Origin of the sequence: Acinetobacter populi, from assembly GCF_002174125.1 — a bacterium.
Classification (GTDB): domain Bacteria; phylum Pseudomonadota; class Gammaproteobacteria; order Pseudomonadales; family Moraxellaceae; genus Acinetobacter; species Acinetobacter populi.
On sequence record NZ_NEXX01000004.1, the window covers coordinates 16,721 to 37,308 of the forward strand.

The 20,588-nt window shown below is 36.9% G+C and carries 19 protein-coding genes; 10 read left to right on the forward strand and 9 right to left on the reverse strand.

All coding sequences use genetic code 11. The features are described 5' to 3' along the window. Window positions 1–73 precede the first annotated feature (73 nt). Entirely contained in the window at window positions 74–997 is a 924-nt protein-coding gene (locus CAP51_RS11215) for an energy transducer TonB family protein (protein WP_087620859.1), read from the reverse strand. A 278-nt stretch (window positions 998–1,275) separates the two neighbouring features. Here CAP51_RS11215 and CAP51_RS11220 point away from each other — a divergent pair, with 278 nt between their 5' ends. Further along, window positions 1,276–1,827, forward strand: a complete 552-nt coding sequence (locus CAP51_RS11220; protein ID WP_087620860.1) for a sigma-70 family RNA polymerase sigma factor — start codon at window positions 1,276–1,278, stop codon at window positions 1,825–1,827. After that, window positions 1,820–2,848 (forward strand): FecR family protein, encoded by a 1,029-nt coding sequence (locus CAP51_RS11225; RefSeq protein WP_087620861.1) that lies wholly within the window; start codon window positions 1,820–1,822, stop codon window positions 2,846–2,848. Before CAP51_RS11220 ends, CAP51_RS11225 begins: the two co-directional genes overlap by 8 nt. 59 nt (window positions 2,849–2,907) lie before the next feature. Here the strand turns inward: CAP51_RS11225 and CAP51_RS11230 are convergent, their stop codons facing one another. Next, the gene (locus tag CAP51_RS11230; protein ID WP_087620862.1) at window positions 2,908–4,098 is read right to left on the reverse strand and encodes a Fic family protein; all 1,191 of its coding nucleotides are present in this window, start codon (window positions 4,096–4,098) and stop codon (window positions 2,908–2,910) included. Between the two features lie 599 nt (window positions 4,099–4,697). Between CAP51_RS11230 and CAP51_RS11235 the strand changes: the two genes are divergently transcribed. Next, window positions 4,698–4,964, forward strand: a complete 267-nt coding sequence (locus tag CAP51_RS11235; RefSeq protein WP_245809142.1) for a GIY-YIG nuclease family protein — start codon at window positions 4,698–4,700, stop codon at window positions 4,962–4,964. An 814-nt stretch (window positions 4,965–5,778) separates the two neighbouring features. After that, window positions 5,779–5,979, forward strand: coding sequence for a hypothetical protein (locus CAP51_RS11240; RefSeq protein ID WP_087620864.1), 201 nt, complete (start codon window positions 5,779–5,781; stop codon window positions 5,977–5,979). Between the two features lie 81 nt (window positions 5,980–6,060). On the opposite strand, the gene CAP51_RS11245 is transcribed toward CAP51_RS11240, so the two are convergent. From CAP51_RS11245 to CAP51_RS11260, 4 genes are all read right to left on the reverse strand, one after another. Next, complete coding sequence (locus CAP51_RS11245) at window positions 6,061–7,572, reverse strand: surface lipoprotein assembly modifier (RefSeq protein WP_087620865.1); 1,512 nt, start codon at window positions 7,570–7,572, stop codon at window positions 6,061–6,063. 72 nt (window positions 7,573–7,644) lie between these two features. Further along, the gene (locus tag CAP51_RS11250; RefSeq protein ID WP_087620866.1) at window positions 7,645–8,493 is read right to left on the reverse strand and encodes a Slam-dependent surface lipoprotein; all 849 of its coding nucleotides are present in this window, start codon (window positions 8,491–8,493) and stop codon (window positions 7,645–7,647) included. A 607-nt stretch (window positions 8,494–9,100) separates the two neighbouring features. Beyond that, the gene (locus tag CAP51_RS11255) at window positions 9,101–12,280 is read right to left on the reverse strand and encodes a TonB-dependent receptor (protein ID WP_087620867.1); all 3,180 of its coding nucleotides are present in this window, start codon (window positions 12,278–12,280) and stop codon (window positions 9,101–9,103) included. A 237-nt stretch (window positions 12,281–12,517) separates the two neighbouring features. After that, window positions 12,518–13,327 (reverse strand): energy transducer TonB, encoded by an 810-nt coding sequence (locus CAP51_RS11260; RefSeq protein ID WP_087621142.1) that lies wholly within the window; start codon window positions 13,325–13,327, stop codon window positions 12,518–12,520. 296 nt (window positions 13,328–13,623) lie between these two features. On the opposite strand from CAP51_RS11260, the gene CAP51_RS11265 reads away from it, so the two are divergent. The 4 genes from CAP51_RS11265 (at window position 13,624) to CAP51_RS11280 (ending at window position 16,740) form a co-directional block, all read left to right on the forward strand. Continuing rightward, window positions 13,624–14,301, forward strand: a complete 678-nt coding sequence (locus tag CAP51_RS11265; RefSeq protein ID WP_087620868.1) for a hypothetical protein — start codon at window positions 13,624–13,626, stop codon at window positions 14,299–14,301. A gap of 141 nt (window positions 14,302–14,442) precedes the next feature. Then, entirely contained in the window at window positions 14,443–15,141 is a 699-nt protein-coding gene (locus CAP51_RS11270) for a DUF3108 domain-containing protein (RefSeq protein WP_087620869.1), read from the forward strand. A gap of 150 nt (window positions 15,142–15,291) precedes the next feature. Further along, window positions 15,292–15,867 carry a xanthine phosphoribosyltransferase gene (locus tag CAP51_RS11275; protein WP_087620870.1) on the forward strand — a complete coding sequence of 192 codons (576 nt, stop codon included), beginning with the start codon at window positions 15,292–15,294 and terminating at the stop codon, window positions 15,865–15,867. Window positions 15,868–16,071: 204 nt separating this feature from the next. Then, the gene (locus CAP51_RS11280) at window positions 16,072–16,740 is read left to right on the forward strand and encodes an O-methyltransferase (RefSeq protein WP_087620871.1); all 669 of its coding nucleotides are present in this window, start codon (window positions 16,072–16,074) and stop codon (window positions 16,738–16,740) included. Window positions 16,741–16,787: 47 nt separating this feature from the next. On the opposite strand, the gene wrbA is transcribed toward CAP51_RS11280, so the two are convergent. Then, window positions 16,788–17,381: an NAD(P)H:quinone oxidoreductase gene (gene wrbA, locus CAP51_RS11285; RefSeq protein WP_087621143.1), complete on the reverse strand. Its 594-nt coding sequence runs from the start codon at window positions 17,379–17,381 to the stop codon at window positions 16,788–16,790. A gap of 118 nt (window positions 17,382–17,499) precedes the next feature. Between wrbA and CAP51_RS11290 the strand changes: the two genes are divergently transcribed. Further along, window positions 17,500–18,744, forward strand: a complete 1,245-nt coding sequence (locus CAP51_RS11290) for a YihY family inner membrane protein (protein WP_087620872.1) — start codon at window positions 17,500–17,502, stop codon at window positions 18,742–18,744. 34 nt (window positions 18,745–18,778) lie between these two features. On the opposite strand, the gene CAP51_RS11295 is transcribed toward CAP51_RS11290, so the two are convergent. Next, window positions 18,779–19,129 carry a winged helix-turn-helix transcriptional regulator gene (locus tag CAP51_RS11295; protein WP_087620873.1) on the reverse strand — a complete coding sequence of 117 codons (351 nt, stop codon included), beginning with the start codon at window positions 19,127–19,129 and terminating at the stop codon, window positions 18,779–18,781. A gap of 99 nt (window positions 19,130–19,228) precedes the next feature. Between CAP51_RS11295 and CAP51_RS11300 the strand changes: the two genes are divergently transcribed. Further along, window positions 19,229–19,828, forward strand: a complete 600-nt coding sequence (locus tag CAP51_RS11300) for an NAD(P)H-dependent oxidoreductase (RefSeq protein WP_087620874.1) — start codon at window positions 19,229–19,231, stop codon at window positions 19,826–19,828. 47 nt (window positions 19,829–19,875) lie between these two features. On the opposite strand, the gene CAP51_RS11305 is transcribed toward CAP51_RS11300, so the two are convergent. Further along, window positions 19,876–20,514 carry a fumarylacetoacetate hydrolase family protein gene (locus CAP51_RS11305; RefSeq protein WP_087620875.1) on the reverse strand — a complete coding sequence of 213 codons (639 nt, stop codon included), beginning with the start codon at window positions 20,512–20,514 and terminating at the stop codon, window positions 19,876–19,878. Window positions 20,515–20,588: the final 74 nt, after the last annotated feature.

A 20,588-nucleotide genomic window follows, 5' to 3' on the forward strand; every position in this document is an offset into this window, starting at 1 on the left:
TAAGTGCTGCTATCTCTTTATTACCCGTTTAGAACCTAAAATGTGACAAAACAAATAAAATAAATTCATTTCATCATCGACCCCGTTGGTTCATACGGAAATCAATCGGTAAATTGACAAAGATAGGGACAGCTCTCCCATCGATTTTATGCGGTTTAAATCTGGCTTTCTGTGCAGCCTTAACAGCCAGTTGATCCAGATAGGCAATACCTGTACTTTGCTTGATCATTACTTTACTGGTATTACCTTTACTATCGACATAAATGGTTAAAATGACTTGTCGATCCTGATTTTGCAGTTCTCTATCCTGATATTTCAGTGGAAAACTTAATACATCTATCGTATTAACCTGGATCGGATCTTCCTGTGCAAGTGGCGCAGCTTGTGCCCGGCTTAATGTTTTATCATTGCCTTCCTGACGACCACCTGCATGTTGATCTTCACCTTGTGCAGTGCCTTGGCCCACCGATACAGTTTTGCTCCCCTGTATGGCTGTACCTTGCCCATTGTCTGTACTGCTTAAATTCTGATTGCTCGCTTTATTTTCCTTAATCGCCAGCGTTGGACTTGGCGAAGAAGTACTTTCTGTAACTTTTGTTTTTTGTACAGTTTCATTTTTGGTTTGCAAGCGACTCACTATTTTTTCCGATTGAGTCGCAGTAAGCGTTTTAACCTGCTCTACCGGTTTAATAATGGCGGGTTTAACAGGATTTTCGACCTTGGGCTGTGGATCAGTCGCTTTTTCAGGTGCAGCTTGTTGCGCTGCCGAGCTTTGTTGCGCCAAGGTGTCGGATTTGCTCATTGAAATAAAATGTACTTTGATGGCATTGATTTGCGGTGATGCACTCAATTGATAAGGCCGATGTAAATAGACCAATAACCATAATGCCAATAAGTGACCGCACAATACTGCAATAAAAATCACAGGACGACCTATCCCATTTGCTTTCAATGGCTTAAATGCACGTACTGCCGATGCATTAACAGAATAAGACATGAATAAATGTGACCTTCCCAAGTGAGTACATCAATCAATAAAAAAAGTTAAAATGCAACTTCATCACACTTAAAAAACAAAAGCTCAATGCGTACGACGAACATCACAAAAAACAAACTGTATTCATTAGATTTGACGAATGAAATGATCAAAATACGCAAAAAAATAGTGAAATTTATTATTACTTCCTTTTTTAATTTGCAATCCTCTTTTAATGCATTGCAATTTTTATCTTTTTAAAAGATAATCATTCCTATTTGAACTGTGCAGGTAATGTTATGACCTCCTCAACTTCATCGAAAGCACAGCAACATCTCATCAGCGAAATGTATTTCAAACATCATGACTGGCTTTTACAGTGGTTAAAATATCGTATCAGTTACCCCATGAGTGCAGCGGATATCGTACAAGATACATTTCTGCGCCTATTACAGGCAAAACAAAAAATCACAGCCATCCAAGAACCCAGAGCATACTTACTCAATATCGCCAAACATGTGCTGATTGATCAGCATAGACGTTACATCATTGAAAAGAGCTACCTGGATTCACTCTGTCAACAAATGCTCGTCCATGAAGAAGATTTACCGGAAAATGCCATTGAAGATGTTGTTCAGGTTCTGGATTTTCTGTCTATTGCTCTGGATCAAACTCATGCCAAGGCACGGCAGGCATTTGTGATGTACTATTTTGAAGGTTATAGTCAGACTGAAATTGCAACATTAATGAACATGTCCTTACGCAGCATACAAGGGTATCTTGCGGACTGTCTGAGCTTGTGCTACGAAACACGCGATAGAATTAATACCGAGCTAAATCTGCATGGATAATACACAAAATATCCAGAGAGACATTGCACTATGGGTTATTCGCCTAAATTGTGATGATCCGGTCGCACGCTTACAAGTACAACAAGAATTTGAACAATGGAAAGCTGAACATCCAGAATATCTGGATTATTTTGAAGAATTAAAAAACTTTAATACAGAAATGCAGAATCTACCGCATCAACATCATATCAATGCCCAAACAATACAACACACTTTTCAGGCAATCGAAAAAGAACAACCAAAAATTTTAGAGATTTTGGGTAAAACCACGTTTATTCTGGCGGGAATTAGCTGTATTGGTTATCTATTTTATGCTTATTTCCCACTGCAATATTATACGGCCGACTATAGAACCGGCATTGCAGAAAGCAGAAATTTAACATTACCAGATGGTTCAAAAATAACATTAAGTGCAAAATCTGCAATTAAGCTCGATTACAGTACCCGCGAACGCCGTATTCATTTAATTCAGGGTGATATTTATATTGATGTCGCCAAAGATAAAACCCGTCCTTTGGTCGTACAGACAGCACAAGCTGATTTTCAGGCACTGGGTACACAATTTATTGTTAATCGCTATCCAACCCGTAGCACCTTAAGTATGTTACATTCGGAAGTTAAAGTATCTCTAAATAATGACCTTCCTCAACAGGCAAAACCGTCACAAACGCAGCAATCACAAGTGATTCGTATGGGTGAACAGATACAGGTCAATCAACAAGGTCTGGGTAAAGTTGAACACATCAATCCTGCATCGGTAAAAATAGCCTGGCAGCAGCACCAAATTCTAGCCAATGACTTACCACTTTCAGATTTATTGTCACGCTTAAATGCTTATTATGACAGTTATATTATTTTTGATCAGGAGGGTTTAAGCGACATTAAAGTTACTGGTGTCATCAATACCCAACAGGATTTAAATGCAACTTTGCGCTTACTTAAAACACAATACCCACAAATAGACTTTATTCAGGTAGGTAAATTTGTAACTTATGCGAGAATTAAAAAATCAGCATTATAGTAAAATTCAAAATGTAAGCTACATTTGTGTCATGCTGGTAAGGTTCATTACATCTAAATTTAGTCGCCTACAACAATCAAACCATCTTGGTCATCTAAAAAGTTAAGCTCAATCAATCTAGCAATATCACGGTAAAAAGTACGTTCTGTTTTACCCGTATACAAAACTTGAATTTGTGGTATCCGATACAAATCAGCTTGGGTTAAAAACTTTTTAGTTTGTCCGGATACAAGCATAATGGTTTGGATCAAATTAAACTGTCTATCAGATATGCGTTTACTAAATTTGGCATCATTCAAAGCCGTTTGATATAACAAAAAGCTGATCAAGCCATTACTTTGATCATGCAAGTTATTAATTGTCTCAAACATCCCTTTTAATACAAACTCAATAAAAGCTTGGTTAGGCAAAAGTTCTTTTTTATCAGTAGCCTTTCGACATGCATTAAACAATGCAAAATATTCATGGATATTAGTTTGATAATATGCCCATATTGCTGATGAACTAAATCTATAACCTGATTGTTCAAGCAATAGCATTTCAATTAAACGTCCTGTCCGACCATTACCATCCCAAAAAGGATGGATCAACTCAAAGTAATAATGCGCTAGACAAGCACGTACAATAGCAGGCTGATTAATAATATTGGGACTATTTAGCCACTCTATCCAAGCTTGTATCAGATATTCAATATCTTCGATACATTTAGGTGGGCGATAAGTTCCACCATGTACACTATTCCCAACAATCGTTTTTTGGCTAGGTTGATTATTTCTAAACTGCCCAGCTGGATTATGGTGCTCATCTAAATTTTTTGATACCAAGCTATGCAACCTAATAACAGATGTTAAAGATATATCTTGTCCATCTACAGGTTGTAATCTTTTTTGACTAAATTGCTTAATCCAGTCAATTGCCTCTTTTAGATTGGTTAGACGGCGTTCCTCAGTCTTTTGTATTGTTTTAGGGTCTAATCGTAAAATTTCTTCAGTCTCTTGCTCAGTAAATTGACCACCCTCAATGGTATTTGTACTATAGATACTGCTTGCTAAAACCTTTTCTTGTACTTGGTCTAGGATTTGGGGCAAGCTTGGCATCTTATTAAATCTATTTTGTGCATCGTTTACACGATCAAGCATAGGTTTAACCTGTTGTAGGTCAAACCCAAGCTGAAACGTAAAAGAACCTGACTTATAGGTCATTACCCTTAAAGTAGTGTCATCTAGCCAAATTTTACTTTGATCAGGCATTTTGTCAAAAATTTTGTCAAATAAAATGTCAACATATTATTATTATAAATCACTATTTTAGTCAATTTTTAATTGTAATTATGTCAAAAAATATGTCGTTAATTTTATCATCAGATAGTCAGATGATATATAACAAAATTCGGTTTATGGGCTACATATCATCTCGTCATACTTGCCTTGCGAGATACATCTCTCAAAGTATCCAGCAAAACAAATTTCAACATTAAATTAGAATATCGTCATTCCTGCGAACGCAGGAATCCAGTGCAAAGTTCAGCAGTATTGCAAAATCGAATCCAAAATAAATTGCATCTTTTCAATAGTATCTAAATTCCTATTTAAGTTGCACCAGCTCTGGATGCCCGGTCAAGCCGAACATGACGATGACGGCTAGGACTTAATATTCGTCATTCCTGCCTTGAGAGATATATCTTAAAAATACAAGCTAAAAACAGATTTTATAAGTTCATTAGAATGACATTACTTTTCCATAAGAAATCTAATTATTTACACTTGACTAATGCCTAAAAAAGAAACATATTCATTATTTATTGCTTAATCTGGTATGCATGCAAATAAAACAACCCGCAATATATATTATGGCAAGTCAGCGCAATGGGACTTTATATATTGGTGTAACTTCGGATTTAGTTAAACGTATATGGGAACATAAAAATAGTATTATTCAAGGATTTACTCAGAAATATCATGTACATTTATTAGTTTATTATGAACTACATAGCTCTATGGAAGAAGCAATTCTACGGGAAGGTAGATTAAAAAAATGGAAACGTAATTGGAAGTTACACTTAATAGAAGAAAATAATCCGCAATGGTTAGATTTATACCCTGAAATTATAAAATGATGTTATATAACTACCCTATGAAGAATATCTCAGGTATCCAGCAAAACAGATTTCAGTATTAAATTAGTATTCGTCATTCCTGCGAACGCAGGAATCCAGTGCACAGTTTTCAGTTTTTTTATTTGTAGTTAAAGTTCTATTCCAGTTATGTTTGCTCTGGATACCAGATCAAGTCCGGTATGACGATGGCGGGTTCATTCTGGATGCTCGATCAAGCCGAGCATGACGATGACGGTTAATAACTATTCATCTGCTCTGGATGCCGGATCAAGTCCAGCGTGACATAAATATAGCTTACATTTTAAATTTTGCTATGGTCAAATCACTATTAACCCCATACACTAATTTCGAAAAATACCTTTAAATTAATTTACTTATGAAACTATCCTGTATGTATTTTCTCATGATCTGAGTATAGGTAAATTTGTAACTTATGAAAAGATTAAAAATCTGAGCTAGTAAAATATTAGAATTTAATAAAGACTATTATTTTTAGTCAACTAATAATATGAGAAATATATATCAAAATAAGAGATAAATATTTTAAATTAATTTTTATTGAGCAAATAAAAATAATTTATTGATTGTTATATATAAGAGCAATAATTATTATGCTTTGTTATTTATGTAAGTTTTAAATTAAAATTCTATATTCAAATTCAACACTTTAAATTATTAGCTTTACAAATAAACATTTGCTAACAGCATACATTTACTTTCATCATCAAATCTATGTTTGAATAAATACATCTGATAAATTCTCTATGGATTTAGATCAGGTCATTAAATTTAATAACATCTGAGGTAAATAATCATGGCTAATCAAAACGATCAACAACGTAACCAGCAAAATGGTAACCAACAACAGCAAAACGACCAGCAGCGTAATCAGCAGCAACAACAAAATGATCAACGCTCACAACCGGGTTCAAATCAAAAAGATTCGAATCAAAACCAACATGGTCAAAACCAAAAAAATTCTGATCAACACAATGAAAATAATCAACAGCGTTAAGCACGATGATTATTTAATATGTTGAAATTACAATGATCCGGGGCGGATATTTTACTCCCCGGATTTTTTATTGCTTTATCTTTAGAACCGATGCTCTAGTTTTAAACTAATATTATGTTTATCATAACTATACAGCCAATCAACATTACTTTTATTACGATTATAACGATAGTTTAGTGTTGGTGTTAAACCATAAAACTGCCATTTCGGTGCAGAAACAATTAAATTATAATTTTGTTCAAAATCATGGCGTCGAGTTTCAAAAACCGTAGCATATTTATCAAATTGTCGCCAACGATATGAATTGTAAAGTGTAGCAGTAAAACCAGTTTGAAACTGTTTACTAACGCCTATCCTTACACCTTCTTGTTGATAGGCTGCAATATATTGTTCTTCGGTATTATGATCGACATAATCTAGTCCACCGAATAAAGTCCATTGCTTGGGTAAGATTTTCCAAAACGTAGAAAAAGCCGAATATTCCACACCATTTTGCGAAGTATAATTAGTATAGTTAAAATCTTTAATTTCTGTTTCCAGCTTTAAGGCTTTATCTTTGCCAATAAAGTGCATCCACTCTGCCCGTCCACCCCAAGCATTATAGAGTGCTTCACGTCCATAATATTTATGTTCAAATATAGGTGCAATTAAAATCTGACTTTTTTGATCCTGATAACTATAGCCGGCATTAAAGTTAAAAGTAAGTTCGTTATAATCCGACTCATTTGGATAGACCTGTCCATAACCCAAGCCACGGAATGCAATACCATGATTGCCTGCGAGTGACCAGCGTTTACTTAAAGTTGCCTCATAATCCAGTCCTGTTGTATTGATCGGGTCAGGACTGCCTTGATTAATTGTATATACCAGAATTTTATTGCCTTCATCATCAAGCAAATATTCACCCTCGGCATCTGTTGCATACCAAAATGTCGTATTATTATACTCTGCCGAACTATTGAGATTGGTAACATAACGTCCACCAAAGGCAATCGAACCTTGCCATGCATCACGTTGATCCAATCCCTTTAAATAAGTATTAATGGTTTTAACAATATTTTGTGCCGTTTTATCATCGGACAAAGATAATTGATCTTTAACTTGTAAGAATAATCTTTTTGCATCTCTATTTTTTTGTTTTTCTGTGAGTACTCGTGCCAGTTCCAGTTTAATCATCTGGTTTTGTGGTTGTAACTTTAGCGCCTCTCTAAAATCCTGTTCAGCCTGTTCCGCTTTGCCCTGAACCCGTGCCAATGCACCTTGTGCAAATAATGCCAGAGATTGATCGTAACCTTCCAGTTTTAAATAGGCATCCAGATAAATTGCTGCGGCTTGCCATTGCTTTTGCATCACGGCAATATATAAAGCCCGACCAACATCTTCCACATTTTGTTCAACTTTAATTGTTTCCCCTTTTATCACCATGCTTGGTAAAACATTTCTATCTATTCGTTGTTGTTCCTGTAAAGATTGATCTTTCTGAATTTGTTGTTGTTGAATATCCTGATTAAGTCTGAGTTGGGTATCGTTATCGGCAGCATGGATTAATTGCTGGATCGATAATAATGTACAGAATAAAAATATTTTTTTCATTAATAGATACCGCTAGCAAAATAAGAAAGCAAAAACGAAAGACTTGCCGAAGCAAATCTTTCTTTATAAAAATTATTGTTTTACACCACCAAAGGCAGTGTTGTATGCTGTAGTATTAAAGCTCGCAATACCTGCCAATGCTGCGGCATTTGCACCGTAGAAATAACCTTCAACTTCACCAGATGCATCAGTACCCAAAGTACCAACTGCTGTAGCACTACCAGCAAATGCGGAATCACCAACGTCAAATCCAGCATCAACAGATAAGCTAGTTACTGTACTGGAACCTGTTAATGTACCAGACAATGTACCAACCCCATTGTCATTAAAATTAACATCAAAAGTACCAACCAAACTTACACCATTATTAATACCTGCAACACTATATACAGCAGTTCCAGAGGTTGGCACTGTTGTATTGGTATTATCGCCAGCATAATAAACTGTACGGGTAGAACCATCTACTGTGTCTGAACTACCCCACCATTCACCAAAAAATACTTCTGGTAAACTACCTTGATTACCAGAAGATTCCAGAACTTGAGCAAAATTAAAATTACCCAAAGCACTATGGCTTGCTGGCATTGCAGAAACCGGAATGCTTGATACATTTAAATATAGATTTTCTGTACTAGACACTGGTACGGTTACATTAGTATTAGAAGTACCCAAAGAAGTATATGCACTGGCCAAACCTTTTAAAGCAGAGAAACCAATATACATATTCCATGGGCTTGTTGCTGAAGCTACAGAAAGTGCAGCCGTTCCACCCACATGATCAGAAGGAGCTGTACCACCAGCTTCTGCCGTACCAATCGCAATATTTGCTGTATTGCTTGAACCACCGTCTATACCTGCATTTGCAGCAGTAACTAAACCCAGTGTAGTAACTAGGGCAAACGCAATTTGATTAAATTTCATAAGTATTTCCTCATCTTTCGTTAAATTTTACTAAGCAATCATAATGATAAACTTAGTGATTCTTATTTAAATAAAATGCTATGCTTTTCTCATCCTGCTTTATAGTGTGTAAATGGAAAGACAACATTTTATTTTTTACCAAGGATCAGGTAATTATTGCGTATAACAATAATCACCGCTTAGACTGATATATCAAGATAAAATCTAAATATATCAATTTTACATTTTGTAGCTCACTGGTCAATATCGTTACCAATATTATCCCGCCTAATTAAGATATAAAATAATGATGACAATATCAAGACATTTTTATATTTATTTTTTAATTAATTTATATAAATACTAATCATATATAATATTAGTCCAAGACGAATAAAGCCATCACAAATAATATTAAAACTGTAGAAACACTATTAATTTACTTTTAAATTAATAGTAAATCCACATCTAATAATCAAATATTAAGCATATTAAAATAGATTACTACTATTCCAGATTATCAAATAAATAATTAAAACCATCCAATTATTATTTAATAATTAGACAAGCAATATATCTATTCTAATATATCTATACTAAATATATTTTCCGACAAATAACTCTCCAATTAAAATTTATAAGTTAAACCCAGTTTAAATGTACGTCCAGGGGCTGCCATTGCACTACGTGTTAATGGATCAATATAAAATTGATTACTCAAATTTGTGCCGACGAGTTCCACTCTTGCTTGTTCATTAATCTGATAATTTGCATAGGCATCAAATATCCATGTATCGTCCCAAGCTAATGGTACATTTAGATAATAACCAGCATTTAAATCCAAGCTACCTTCTTTTCTCAAGTAACTCTCGTATTTCTTATAAAATGTTGCTCTTGCACCAAACTCTAAACGCTCATCAAAAAATCTTGCACCAATTAATCCATTAAAACTTAACTTAGGTGTAGCCATAGTGACTAAATAACCATTCGGAAAACCATCATCCACACATTTTTGATAAGTATTAGTGGCATAGGTAGAACTAGATAACATTTGCTGTACAGCTACATTCTCATCACAAACTTTGTTTTTTAAATTATAAGCGATACTCGCATCAGCAAAAAAACCTCCATTATCAAATCGGCTTTGTAGTTCCAGTCCTTCTAATGTCTGTTTTTCAAGATTAGTAAACATTAAATTACGATCACGCTCAATAACATCCTTGGTTTTGTGATGGAAATATGCAAGTTTAATATCTGCATTGCGAACTGTCTTAAACCAGTTACGAGCGTCATAAACATAACCAATTTCCGAACTAAATGTATGTTCTGGCTTTAAACCTAAATAAGGTAAATTTGCCGAAAACCCAACAGTACTTTCGAATAAACTCGGCATCCGGTATTCTTCTGCATAACGGGCATAAATCCTGTTATTTTCATTAAGTTGAATTGCTGCACTAAACTGTGGTGCCCATGCACTGTCTTTAGTCTTTGTTACTTCCGTAATAGGAATTAAGTTATACGTAGCTCGAGGCGTTGTAGAGGTTAAAACATAATCTACACCTTCCACACCTAAGGTAGTATCTAGAGAATCTAATGGGTTATCTACAATATTCATTTTCCCACTGGCATCTGCTGTCCATGCCAATGTATTACTTTGAGACCAATACCTAGTATATAAGGTACTACTCGGATCAACTGTAGCATAATCTCCATCCCAATCAGGATTACTATTTCTATAATTAGTTTCAGCAAGAGTTAATAGTCGTTGTTGTGCTGACGTTCGTGTTTCAGGTACAGTAAGATACTCTACAGTATACCCTGTTAGCTGATATCTAGATTTTAATTGACTAGAAGATGTGCCAGTTGTATTTAAATTACTATTTAAAAAATCGTCAAATGCCCAGTAATTACGATACCGCATTCCTGCCTCTAACGTTAACCAATCAATGGGGCGATAATTAAAGTTAAAATCAAATGTCTTTTCTTCTCTGCGCCCTGCACGTGGTAATGCCTGAAAAGTTGTAACATTTGTACCATATTCACCATAAATATCATCAGAACTAAGTTTTTCTTTTAAGAAACTTCCCCCTAATGTTAAATCTAGATTATCCAGTACATTAATCTTATTACTGACTGTAATTCCTTTACGGGTATTATCAGAATTAGCGACTGCTGTATTGGTAATAATATTTGTCGTTGGCATAATAAATGTTGGCCAACCACCACGAGTATAAGTATTACTTTCAGTATCTGTTTGCCAAATATTAGCCGAAAAATCAATCCAGCGATTATTTTCTGGTTTATATTTATATTCTACACTATATGCTTTTGATTCAACTACACTTAAAGGCCACTGTGGTACGCCTGTTTCTGGAGTCACAGACCATGTAATACGTGACGGTAAAATTTCTCCATATTCATTCTTGGTTTGACGATAAGTTAACTTAATATTTTGATCTTCCGTAGGACGATACGTTCCTTTCAATAACCATGAAGTCATATGACTTGATGTATTTGCTACCTCACCCCCAGGCTTATAAACAGATGCAAAATAGGGAATATAATCTAAACTGCTTGAAGGTTCTGCTTGATCATAAAAACTTGAATTATTTGTCCCCGAAAAATAATTGCCTCGTTTTCTTTCTGCATATACAGCCAATAGATCAAATTTATCTTGTTTAGTTGCTAAAGCAATACGTCCAGCTACATCATCACCATTAAATAAACTATTGTCATTACCAGTACGATTTTTTTTGTAAATATCAGGATCATATAATGCCGTACCTATTTGAGTCCAAGCTGGTGTATCAGCATAATTCTGACCAACATATTGTAATGTTGGCAGATTAGGATCTATGGAATTGCTAGAACCCTCAATTTTAATTTCTGCACCATATTTTTTCCCGGGACGGACGATATCATCCGCTTCCAATGTTTTGACCAGTACGCCACCTCCAACTGAGGTAGTTGCATTTGCTTCTAATGATGGTCCTTTTATAACCTCAATACCGCCAATTAAGTTTGGGTCAATATAATTACGATTATTTACGCCATTATAGCCACGCCATACGGCAATGGATTGCTCGGTACCATCAATAGTTAAAGGTACACGTCCCACACCTTGGATCCCACGAACACTTGGATCTAGTGCGCCACTATTTCTTGCATCGCCGCTATATACGCCTACCATCCCTCTTACAACATCAGCTGGATTTGTCCCTTTAAATCGCTCTATATATTCTTTACCGGCGTATACAGAAGAACGGTTTTTATCGTAAACATCGTCATAGCCTTGGGTATCACGGTCTTTTTCTCCATATACGGTTAAAGGTGCAAGCTGTACTGCTTCTTGTTGTATGCGCTGAATCTCTTGTTGTTCTGTAATATTGTTATTATTCTCGGCAGTTTGATTTGCTTGCATTAAAACTGAATTTGCATTGTTATTTTGTTGCACAGCACTGGCTGGTGCTTCCTGCACAATATAGCCCGCTGGTGTTTTTTGGATCTGGAATGGCGTATTGCTTAATAATGCCTGTAAAGCCTGATCGACTGTATATTGCCCGGATAAGGCCTCCACCTGATAAGTATTGGTTTTATTGGTATCTAGTAATAATGTGACATTGGCCCGTTGTGCTACGGCATTGAGAGCATCCGTAAGGCTACCTTTTTGAATCTGGTAATTAATCTCTGTTGAAGAAGTTGCTGCATGAGCAGGTGCTATCAATAAAGAAGATGCAATTGCAAGTGATATGCTTAGACTCAACTGTTTAAAAATCAATTGCTTTGGTTGTTTTAAAAAACTGTTCATGCCCCGTTCCAGATACAAATGAGAATCATTAATCATGAAGACTTACAAAAAAGCCTTGGTTTATACTTAATATGACGAATGAGATAAAAAAATTACGCAAAAAAATTACATAAAAATTTAGAGAAATTACACGATCTTGTTTTTTTACTTTTAATTCAGGGTTATGTATGTGGCATACCTTACTATTTCGTCATACTTACTAAGGGCAAGTATCCAATGCAAAGTTCAGAAATTTTACTACTGCACATTAAACATCGAATCTTTTGCATCAAACCGCCATGTCCGTACAATCCGTAGTTCACTGATATCTTTCATACCGGCATCAAACTTTCCAAATGGCATGGCCCGACGTACCGATGCTTTTGCTGCTTCATCCAGAATCGGATGTCCTGAACTTTCCAGTAAGCGGATCGCACGTATTCCCCCTTGTGCATTGAGAATGACCATCAAACGGACATCTCCCGACAATCCCTGTTGCCTTGCAGCTTCCGGATAATAGCGATTACCAAACATTTCCACTTTCTGGCGGAACCGATCCAGATACGCTGCCGAGGCATCCTGTTTGGATTGAATGTCCGTTACAGTTTTCACTTTTTGTTTCTTGGCATACATTTGCTGACGCTGTGCAAACTGCGCTTCGATACTGGCGATCATGGCTGCACGGGATTGGCGCTGACTTTCAAGTTGATCCTGTACTTTTTTACGTTCTTCATCCTGACTCTGTTTCTGCCAGCTTAATGTGGTCATCAACATTCTTTCCTGAAAATCCAGTGCTTTTTTCTGAGACAATTGCTCCAGCATTTCCTGTTGCTGCTCCCCCATTGAACTGTCTGGTGCGGTCACTGGAATAGGTGTTGTTTTGCTATACTTTTGCTTCAGTTCGCCATCACCTTTTTGATCTTTTTGTGCCAAAAAATCTGCATCTTCAACTTTATCGTTATTCAAATGTACAGCAATGGTCACATCTTTGGTCGACATCGGCGAAGATGAACCGAAGATAAACTGAATACTCAGGATTGCAAGATGCAAAAGGACTGCGATCATCATTGCCACAAGAAAAACAGGATCTTTCCACCAGTGTTTGTTGACCACTGCTGCCTGTAAAAACTGTAAATAGTCCTGCTTTGACTGTTCTGCCAAGTATCCCTACCCCTTGATACATTGAAATCAATTGATTTACACGTATAATCATACGACATGTTGATTTATACATGTTTTATTAGCGCTTTTTCATCGCTTGTATAAGAAACGTATTTTAAGCACAATCTATATTAAAGCAAACTGCATAGCATATAAACCTGCGATCATTGCAATCAGCCACCCTTATTTTATAGTGAGCCAGTATGTCGCGTATTTTTTCTAAAATCACATCATCTGTCCAGCAACTTTATCAACGTGCAGAAGATTTAATCGAAGAAGAAAGAGACTTTTCGGTTTCACAGAATCTACTCAATGCCACCTTCAAAAAATATGTCACCGACAATGTAGATTTACTCAAAGACTTGCATGCCGATGTCTATGACGACTGGTTAAGACTGTATGCCACTGTCGATGTCGTCGGTATCTATGCTGCACTTTCTGTTGATTTAAAACTGGTACAAATGGAGTTCAATAAAGAAACTCAACTGGTTGTCTTTGAACAAATCAGCAAAACTCAGGTGATCGAAGCCCGCTTTGATAAAATGTATAAAAAATTAGGCGCAAATTTTGCCTTATTCGTATTTCAAAAAGTACTGGATAAAGATCCTTTAGGGCCGATCTTGCAGCATTATAATATTGTGCAGGTCAAACACGGTTTGCTTTATCTTGATCTAAATCGCTGGTTAGGCGATATAGAAAGTGTAATGCGGACTTTGCGTAAGGTGCATATCAATCACGGTATTTTAAAAGAAACCGAACTGGTACTGCTTGCCAATGTCAATCTGGACGGAATATTCAATCGGGACAAACAGGACAATATCTTTGATGATCTTGAACTGGACGACGACGGTAAAACCACGATCAGCCCGATTAAAGACTAGGATGTCTAGAACTCGCCAAGTACTTTCTTCACATTTTAATACTTCGCTCACATTTTGATACATTTATCCCATCGTAATTTGTATGTGGGCTTCTTAAGCTAAGTTTTGGTAAATCAAACAATTATATTTGAGAGGCATTTTATGAAGACCTTTTCTGCTGCAATACGGACAATTGCATTGACGACTTTCGTCGCAGCAAGCTTCACTTTTGCCGCAGCAAGCCATGCATTAACACCGTTTTCGGCAACCTATCAATTCACTTATGGCAATAAAACCATGGGCGATGCGACACGCAAACTCAGTAAGCAAGGCAATCTATGGCAGTATCAATTCAGTTCCAAGATTCCATTGATTGGCAGTGCGATGGAAACCAGTAAATTTGGCTTTAGCCAAGGACAAATTCAATCTGTCAGTTATCAACGTCAGACCAAAATTCTGGTGCATAATGATGTGGTTAGTATGAATTTCAAACCGCAGCAAAAACAAATCCAGACCAGCCGGAAAGGCACTTCACGTGTGTTAACTTGGCAAAATGGCGTACTGGATGATTTAAATGCCGAGTTACAAGTGCGTGAAGACCTTAAACAAAGTGGTTTAAAATCCAGCTATCTGATTGCCGATTATAAGGAAGTTGAAGCACGCCAATTTGTCAAAGAAGGTTCGGAAAAGATTAAGGCTGCCGATGGCAAAAGCTATGATACGGTTAAAATTCGTTTAAAACATGATCGTGCCAATAAAAACACCATTTTCTGGCTGGCACCGAGTCTGGATTATTTACCTGTGAAAGTAACACATCAGGATGGTGATCAATCCTATGGCTTATTGTTAAAAGCACTTTAGCAATTCATCGTAAATCTATTAATATTTCTCTTTTGCGGCTTGCTTTTTAAAATCTACTTTTTAAAATATGCCTTTGCTTAGGGACTGTTAACTTTTTCCTCACAAGATGTTAACAATCCCGAAAAAGCATCCGTCTTAGAGGATTCTCCCGTGTACGCACTTCAACAAAAAATACTAAGTGAAGGTATTGTTCTTTCTGAACAAGTTTTAAAAGTTGATGCTTTTTTAAACCATCAAATTGATCCGGAATTAATGCGGCAGATTGGTGTCGAATTTGCAGAACGATTTAAAGATGCTGGTATCACTAAAATCATTACCATCGAAGCATCGGGAATCGCACCAGCGGTCATGACTGGATTGGTTCTAGGCGTACCTGTGATCTTTGCACGAAAATATCAGTCTTTGACTTTAAAAGACGATTTATATCGCTCAAAAGTATTTTCATTCACCAAACAGACTGAAAGTACCATTGCCATTTCCAATAAATATTTACATTCAGAAGATAAAGTACTGATTATTGATGATTTTTTAGCAAATGGACATGCTGCACTGGCATTGGTAGATTTAATTTCTCAAGCCAATGCAACCGTTTGTGGAATTGGTATCGTGATCGAGAAATCCTTCCAGACTGGTCGTAAATTACTGGATGAAAAAGGCTTTAAAGTCGAATCGCTGGCTCGGGTAAAATCGCTGACCGATGGTCAAGTGAGCTTTGTCGAATCCTAAGTCTGAACATCGTATTGTCATTGATATCCCCTGATACGCTGACAATACGATTTTAATCCTGTCGATTTTCTTTTGCTTATTCCAGATTGCCTGGGTCATTACATCTATTCATTATAAACAATCCCCTTGTCCTGTATTATGATTGATTCTTCACATAAAAATCGATCTGTCTAGCCGCAACAACATACGACAAAGAGGGATAAAATGAGTCTGTCTATATGGAAAAGTGTCGATCATTATTTTAATACCTTGCTCATCAATGAAGATCCTGCCTTGCAACATGCTGTGCAAAATAGTCAGGATGCTGGTTTGCCCGCTATTCAGGTTGCAGCCAATCAAGGAAAGTTTTTACACCTACTGGCACAAATTCAGGGTGCCAAACATATTCTGGAAATCGGAACACTGGGCGGCTACAGTACTATCTGGTTAGCCCGTGCGTTGCCACCAAATGGCAAGCTGATTAGTCTGGAAATTAATCCACATCATGCCGATATCGCAGCACAAAACATTGCTGCCGCACAACTGGCGGACCGGGTAGAAATTCAGGTCGGTGCAGCATTGCCCTCACTGGAAAAGCTATTTGATACACATGGTACCAGTTTTGACTTTATCTTTATCGATGCAGATAAACAGAATAATCTGTATTATTTTGAGTGGGCTTTAAAACTAGCTCATGTTGGAACAGTAATTGTGGTAGATAATGTGGTTCGTCGGGGCGAGGTTGCCAATCCGGACAATCATGAACCTGATGTTGAAGGTGTACGCCAACTGACCGACTATTTATCCCGTGAACCCCGAATCAGTGCCACTGCGCTGCAAACCGTTGGCGAGAAAAGCTACGATGGTTTTATTCTTGCCCGCGTCATTGCATGATCAAAAAAAGATGATGCTTTAAAACAAAAGATTGCAGCTGCAAAATATTAAACTGCAATCTTTTGTACCAGCTTGGCCAGCCGCTCGCCCTGTGCCACACATAAACGTTTTTCATCCTCAGATAAACCCTGATCATGACGTGGTCCGCTGACATGACTGACACCATAGGGCGTGCCGCCAGTTCGGGTATTGGATAATGCCGGCTCTGCATTGCTTAGCCCCATGATCAACATGCCATGATGTAATAATGGTGGATACATGCTCAGTAAAGTCGTCTCCTGTCCACCATGCATCGAACCGGTCGAGGTAAATACACAAGCAGGTTTATCCTGTAATGCGCCACTTAACCAAAGACTGGTGGTTTGATCCCAGAAATATTTCATCTGACTGGCCATATTGCCAAAACGTGTTGGACTGCCCAATGCCAGGCCGGCACAATTTTGCAAATCCTGTAAGCTACAATACAAATCGCCTTCGGTGGGAATGCTTGGTTCCGCATGTTCTACTGATGGAAATATCTCTGGCACAGTGCGGATTTTGACCGCACAGCCCGTATTTTCAATGCCTTCGGCAATCAAATGCGCCAATTCCCGTGTGCTACCATATTTACTGTAATATAGAACCAAAATATAACATTGCATCATTTTCAACGCTTTATAATCAATTTGAGACACATCATACGAAATTTTAAGTGTTACGCCAAATCTGATAAAAGCATGCTTGCCATTCACTGCTAAATTTTCATGGGGAAATGAATTTATGCTAGAAAAATTGAAAGCTTCGCCTATCTTGGAGCAGCAATGGGTTCAATTTATTATTTTTATCTTTCGTCGTTTTGAGGCGGATCGTTGTCGTGAGCTTGCTGGATCGTTGACCTATACCACACTATTTGCAGTAGTTCCGATGCTCACAGTCTTTCTGGTGATCATCTCTTCGATTAAAGCCCTAGAACCTGCACGGCAACAATTACAGGAATGGATTTATAATAATTTTCTACCCAAAACCTCGATTGCTTTTGATCAGGCCCTGAGTTCATTTACCGCCAATTCCAGTAATTTAACCATTATCGGTATCCTGTTTTTATTTGTTACCACAGTGATGATGCTGTCCAGTATTGAAGAAGCCTTCAACCGGATCTGGCGAGTACGCCAATCGCGTGGTGGTATTATTGGCTTTATGCGTTACTGGACCATTATTTCTTTGGGACCCATTATCCTCGGCACCGCATTTGTCCTTTCTTCTACCGTCACTTCAATCAACTTACTCAGCAATACGATTGGCGGTTATGAACTGGATTTTGCCTTTCTGCTGCGTTCAGTTTCCTTCTTCCTTACCTGTCTGGGCTTTAGCTTGTTATATTGGACTATTCCCAATCGTAGTGTGCCGATTCGCTCGGCATTTATTGCAGGTATATTTAGTGGCATCGTATTTGAATTACTGAAAAACCTGTTTGGTTTTATCATGAGTAACTTTACCAGTTATCAACTGGTCTATGGTGCATTTGCAGCAATTCCAATTTTCCTATTATGGATTTTTATTTCCTGGAATGTCATTTTACTGGGTGTAGAGATCAGTTATGGCATAACTGCATTTAGTTCAAAAACTACCATTACCCGTCATCCGATTGTGATGTTATTAGATATTCTGGAATTGTTTTATAAAAAACAAAAAATCGGTGAATCGGTATCCGATAAAGAAGCACTGGATATTCTAGGCCGTAGTGAAATTGGTCGCTGGCCGTACTATATTGAATTACTGGAAAAACAAAAGCTGATTGCCGAAACCGATAAAAATGAATATGTGCTCATCCGTAATTTAAGTCAGGTGGATTTCTGGAGTTTTGCTACTGCGCTGCCCTTCCAGTTGCCACACCGCAAGGATCTGGGCAATATCCATCCGGATGATGAGTGGATGCAAGTATTGGGACCAGCACTTGCCGAAACCGATGAATATTTATCGGCAAAATTGTCTATGCCACTTTCCCGTATTTTTGAAACAAAATAAATATCCCACTAATGGATTGGATCATACCTAATATTCAAACCTTATTTTTATGCGTTTTACCCCAAGTACACATCATATCCAGAATAGGAATTAATGACAGTCCACGGGCTGTCATTATATATTCCACTTTAGGCGGAATTTGTACATATTCTTTGCGTAAAACCAAATGATCTTTCTCTAGTTCTTTTAAGGTATTACTTAAGGTTTTATAAGATATATTTCCAATCTTTCGCTGTAATGCATTAAATCGCATGACGCCATTATTTTCATTTAACCAATATAATATAATCATTTTATATTTACCCTGAATAAGAGATAAAGTATAACCAAAAGGTGTATTTTTTAACTCTACATCTGTAATACTGCATATTAATTTATTTTGCATCTATACTAACCTTCAGGTAAGTGCTTACCTCTTTTACCGTACTATTCAAATAGCTTTGATTTCGATAATCTAAAATTAATCAATTTCAGAGTTTTTTTCATGCATAAAACTTTAATCATTATCGCTCATCCAGATATTGAAAACTCCATTATCAATCAAACATGGATTAAGGCATTACAGTCTTATCCTGAACAGTTCACCTTGCATCATATCGATAAGATATATCCCCATGGCAAAATTGATATTGTTGCTGAACAACGATTAATTGAAGAACATCATAGCATTATTTTACAATTTCCTATCTACTGGTTTAATTGTCCACCTTTATTAAAAAGTTGGTTAGATCAGGTATTGAGTTATGGTTGGGCATATGGTTCTCAGGGCAAAAAACTATTCAATAAAAAAGTGGGTTTAGCCGTTTCAACAGGTATTTGCGAAGAAGATTATTCAAAAGAAGGTCGTTACCTTTATTCTCTTGCAGAAATTTTGCGTCCTTTTGAAATAACGTTTAGTTATGTTCATGCCGATTATCAGTCTTTTTTTGCATTTTATGGCACGGAAATTAGTCCAGATATTGCCCAACAGAAACTAAATACAATAAAGCTGGAAAAAGGTTTTCAGGAATATCTTGCATATTTACAAAAGTTTTTACCAGCAGAAACACACTTATCCGTAGATGAATATATAAAAAGTATTTGAATTGATCAAACAAATACTTTCTGGATCGAAAAAATCAAGTTTATATTTTATTTACAAAAGGTTTGCCACTGATGCGAACCTTTTTGTGTTTTTAAGGTCAATACCAGTTGATCTTTGGGATGTAATGCCGCAACACCTTTTGGCGTACCGGTCATAATCACATCACCAACCTGTAGGCTAAAACTTTGACTGATATCGACCAATAAAGTTGCCACATCAAACAGCATATCATGCGTAAAACCGTGTTGTTTGATTTGACCATTTTGAGCAAAACTAAACTCGATATTTTGCCAGTTGGTAATCTCACTGATATCAACCCAGTCTGCAAGTACGCAAGCACCATCAAAGGCTTTGGCGCGCTCCCATGGTTGTCCCTTATTTTTTAAGGTATTTTGCAAATCACGTAAGGTCAGATCCAGTCCTAATGTAATAGCACCTACAGCCTGTAATGCCAATTGTGGATCATTTTGTTTAGATAAGGGTTGATCAATACGCAAACATAATTCGCATTCAAAATGACATTCACCCAATGCCTGATTCCATTCAATCCCATCCGTTAGCGAAATCAGGCTGCTTGGTGGCTTGATAAAAAGTACCGGAGAATCCGGAATAGCATTGCCTAATTCCTTGGCATGATCTGCATAATTACGCCCGACACAGACAATTTTTGAAGGTTGAACAGACATGATTATGACTCCTTATATGTTTGTTTTTTGGCTTATGGCCTGAACCCGAGATATAGAACTGACCTGCATTTCAT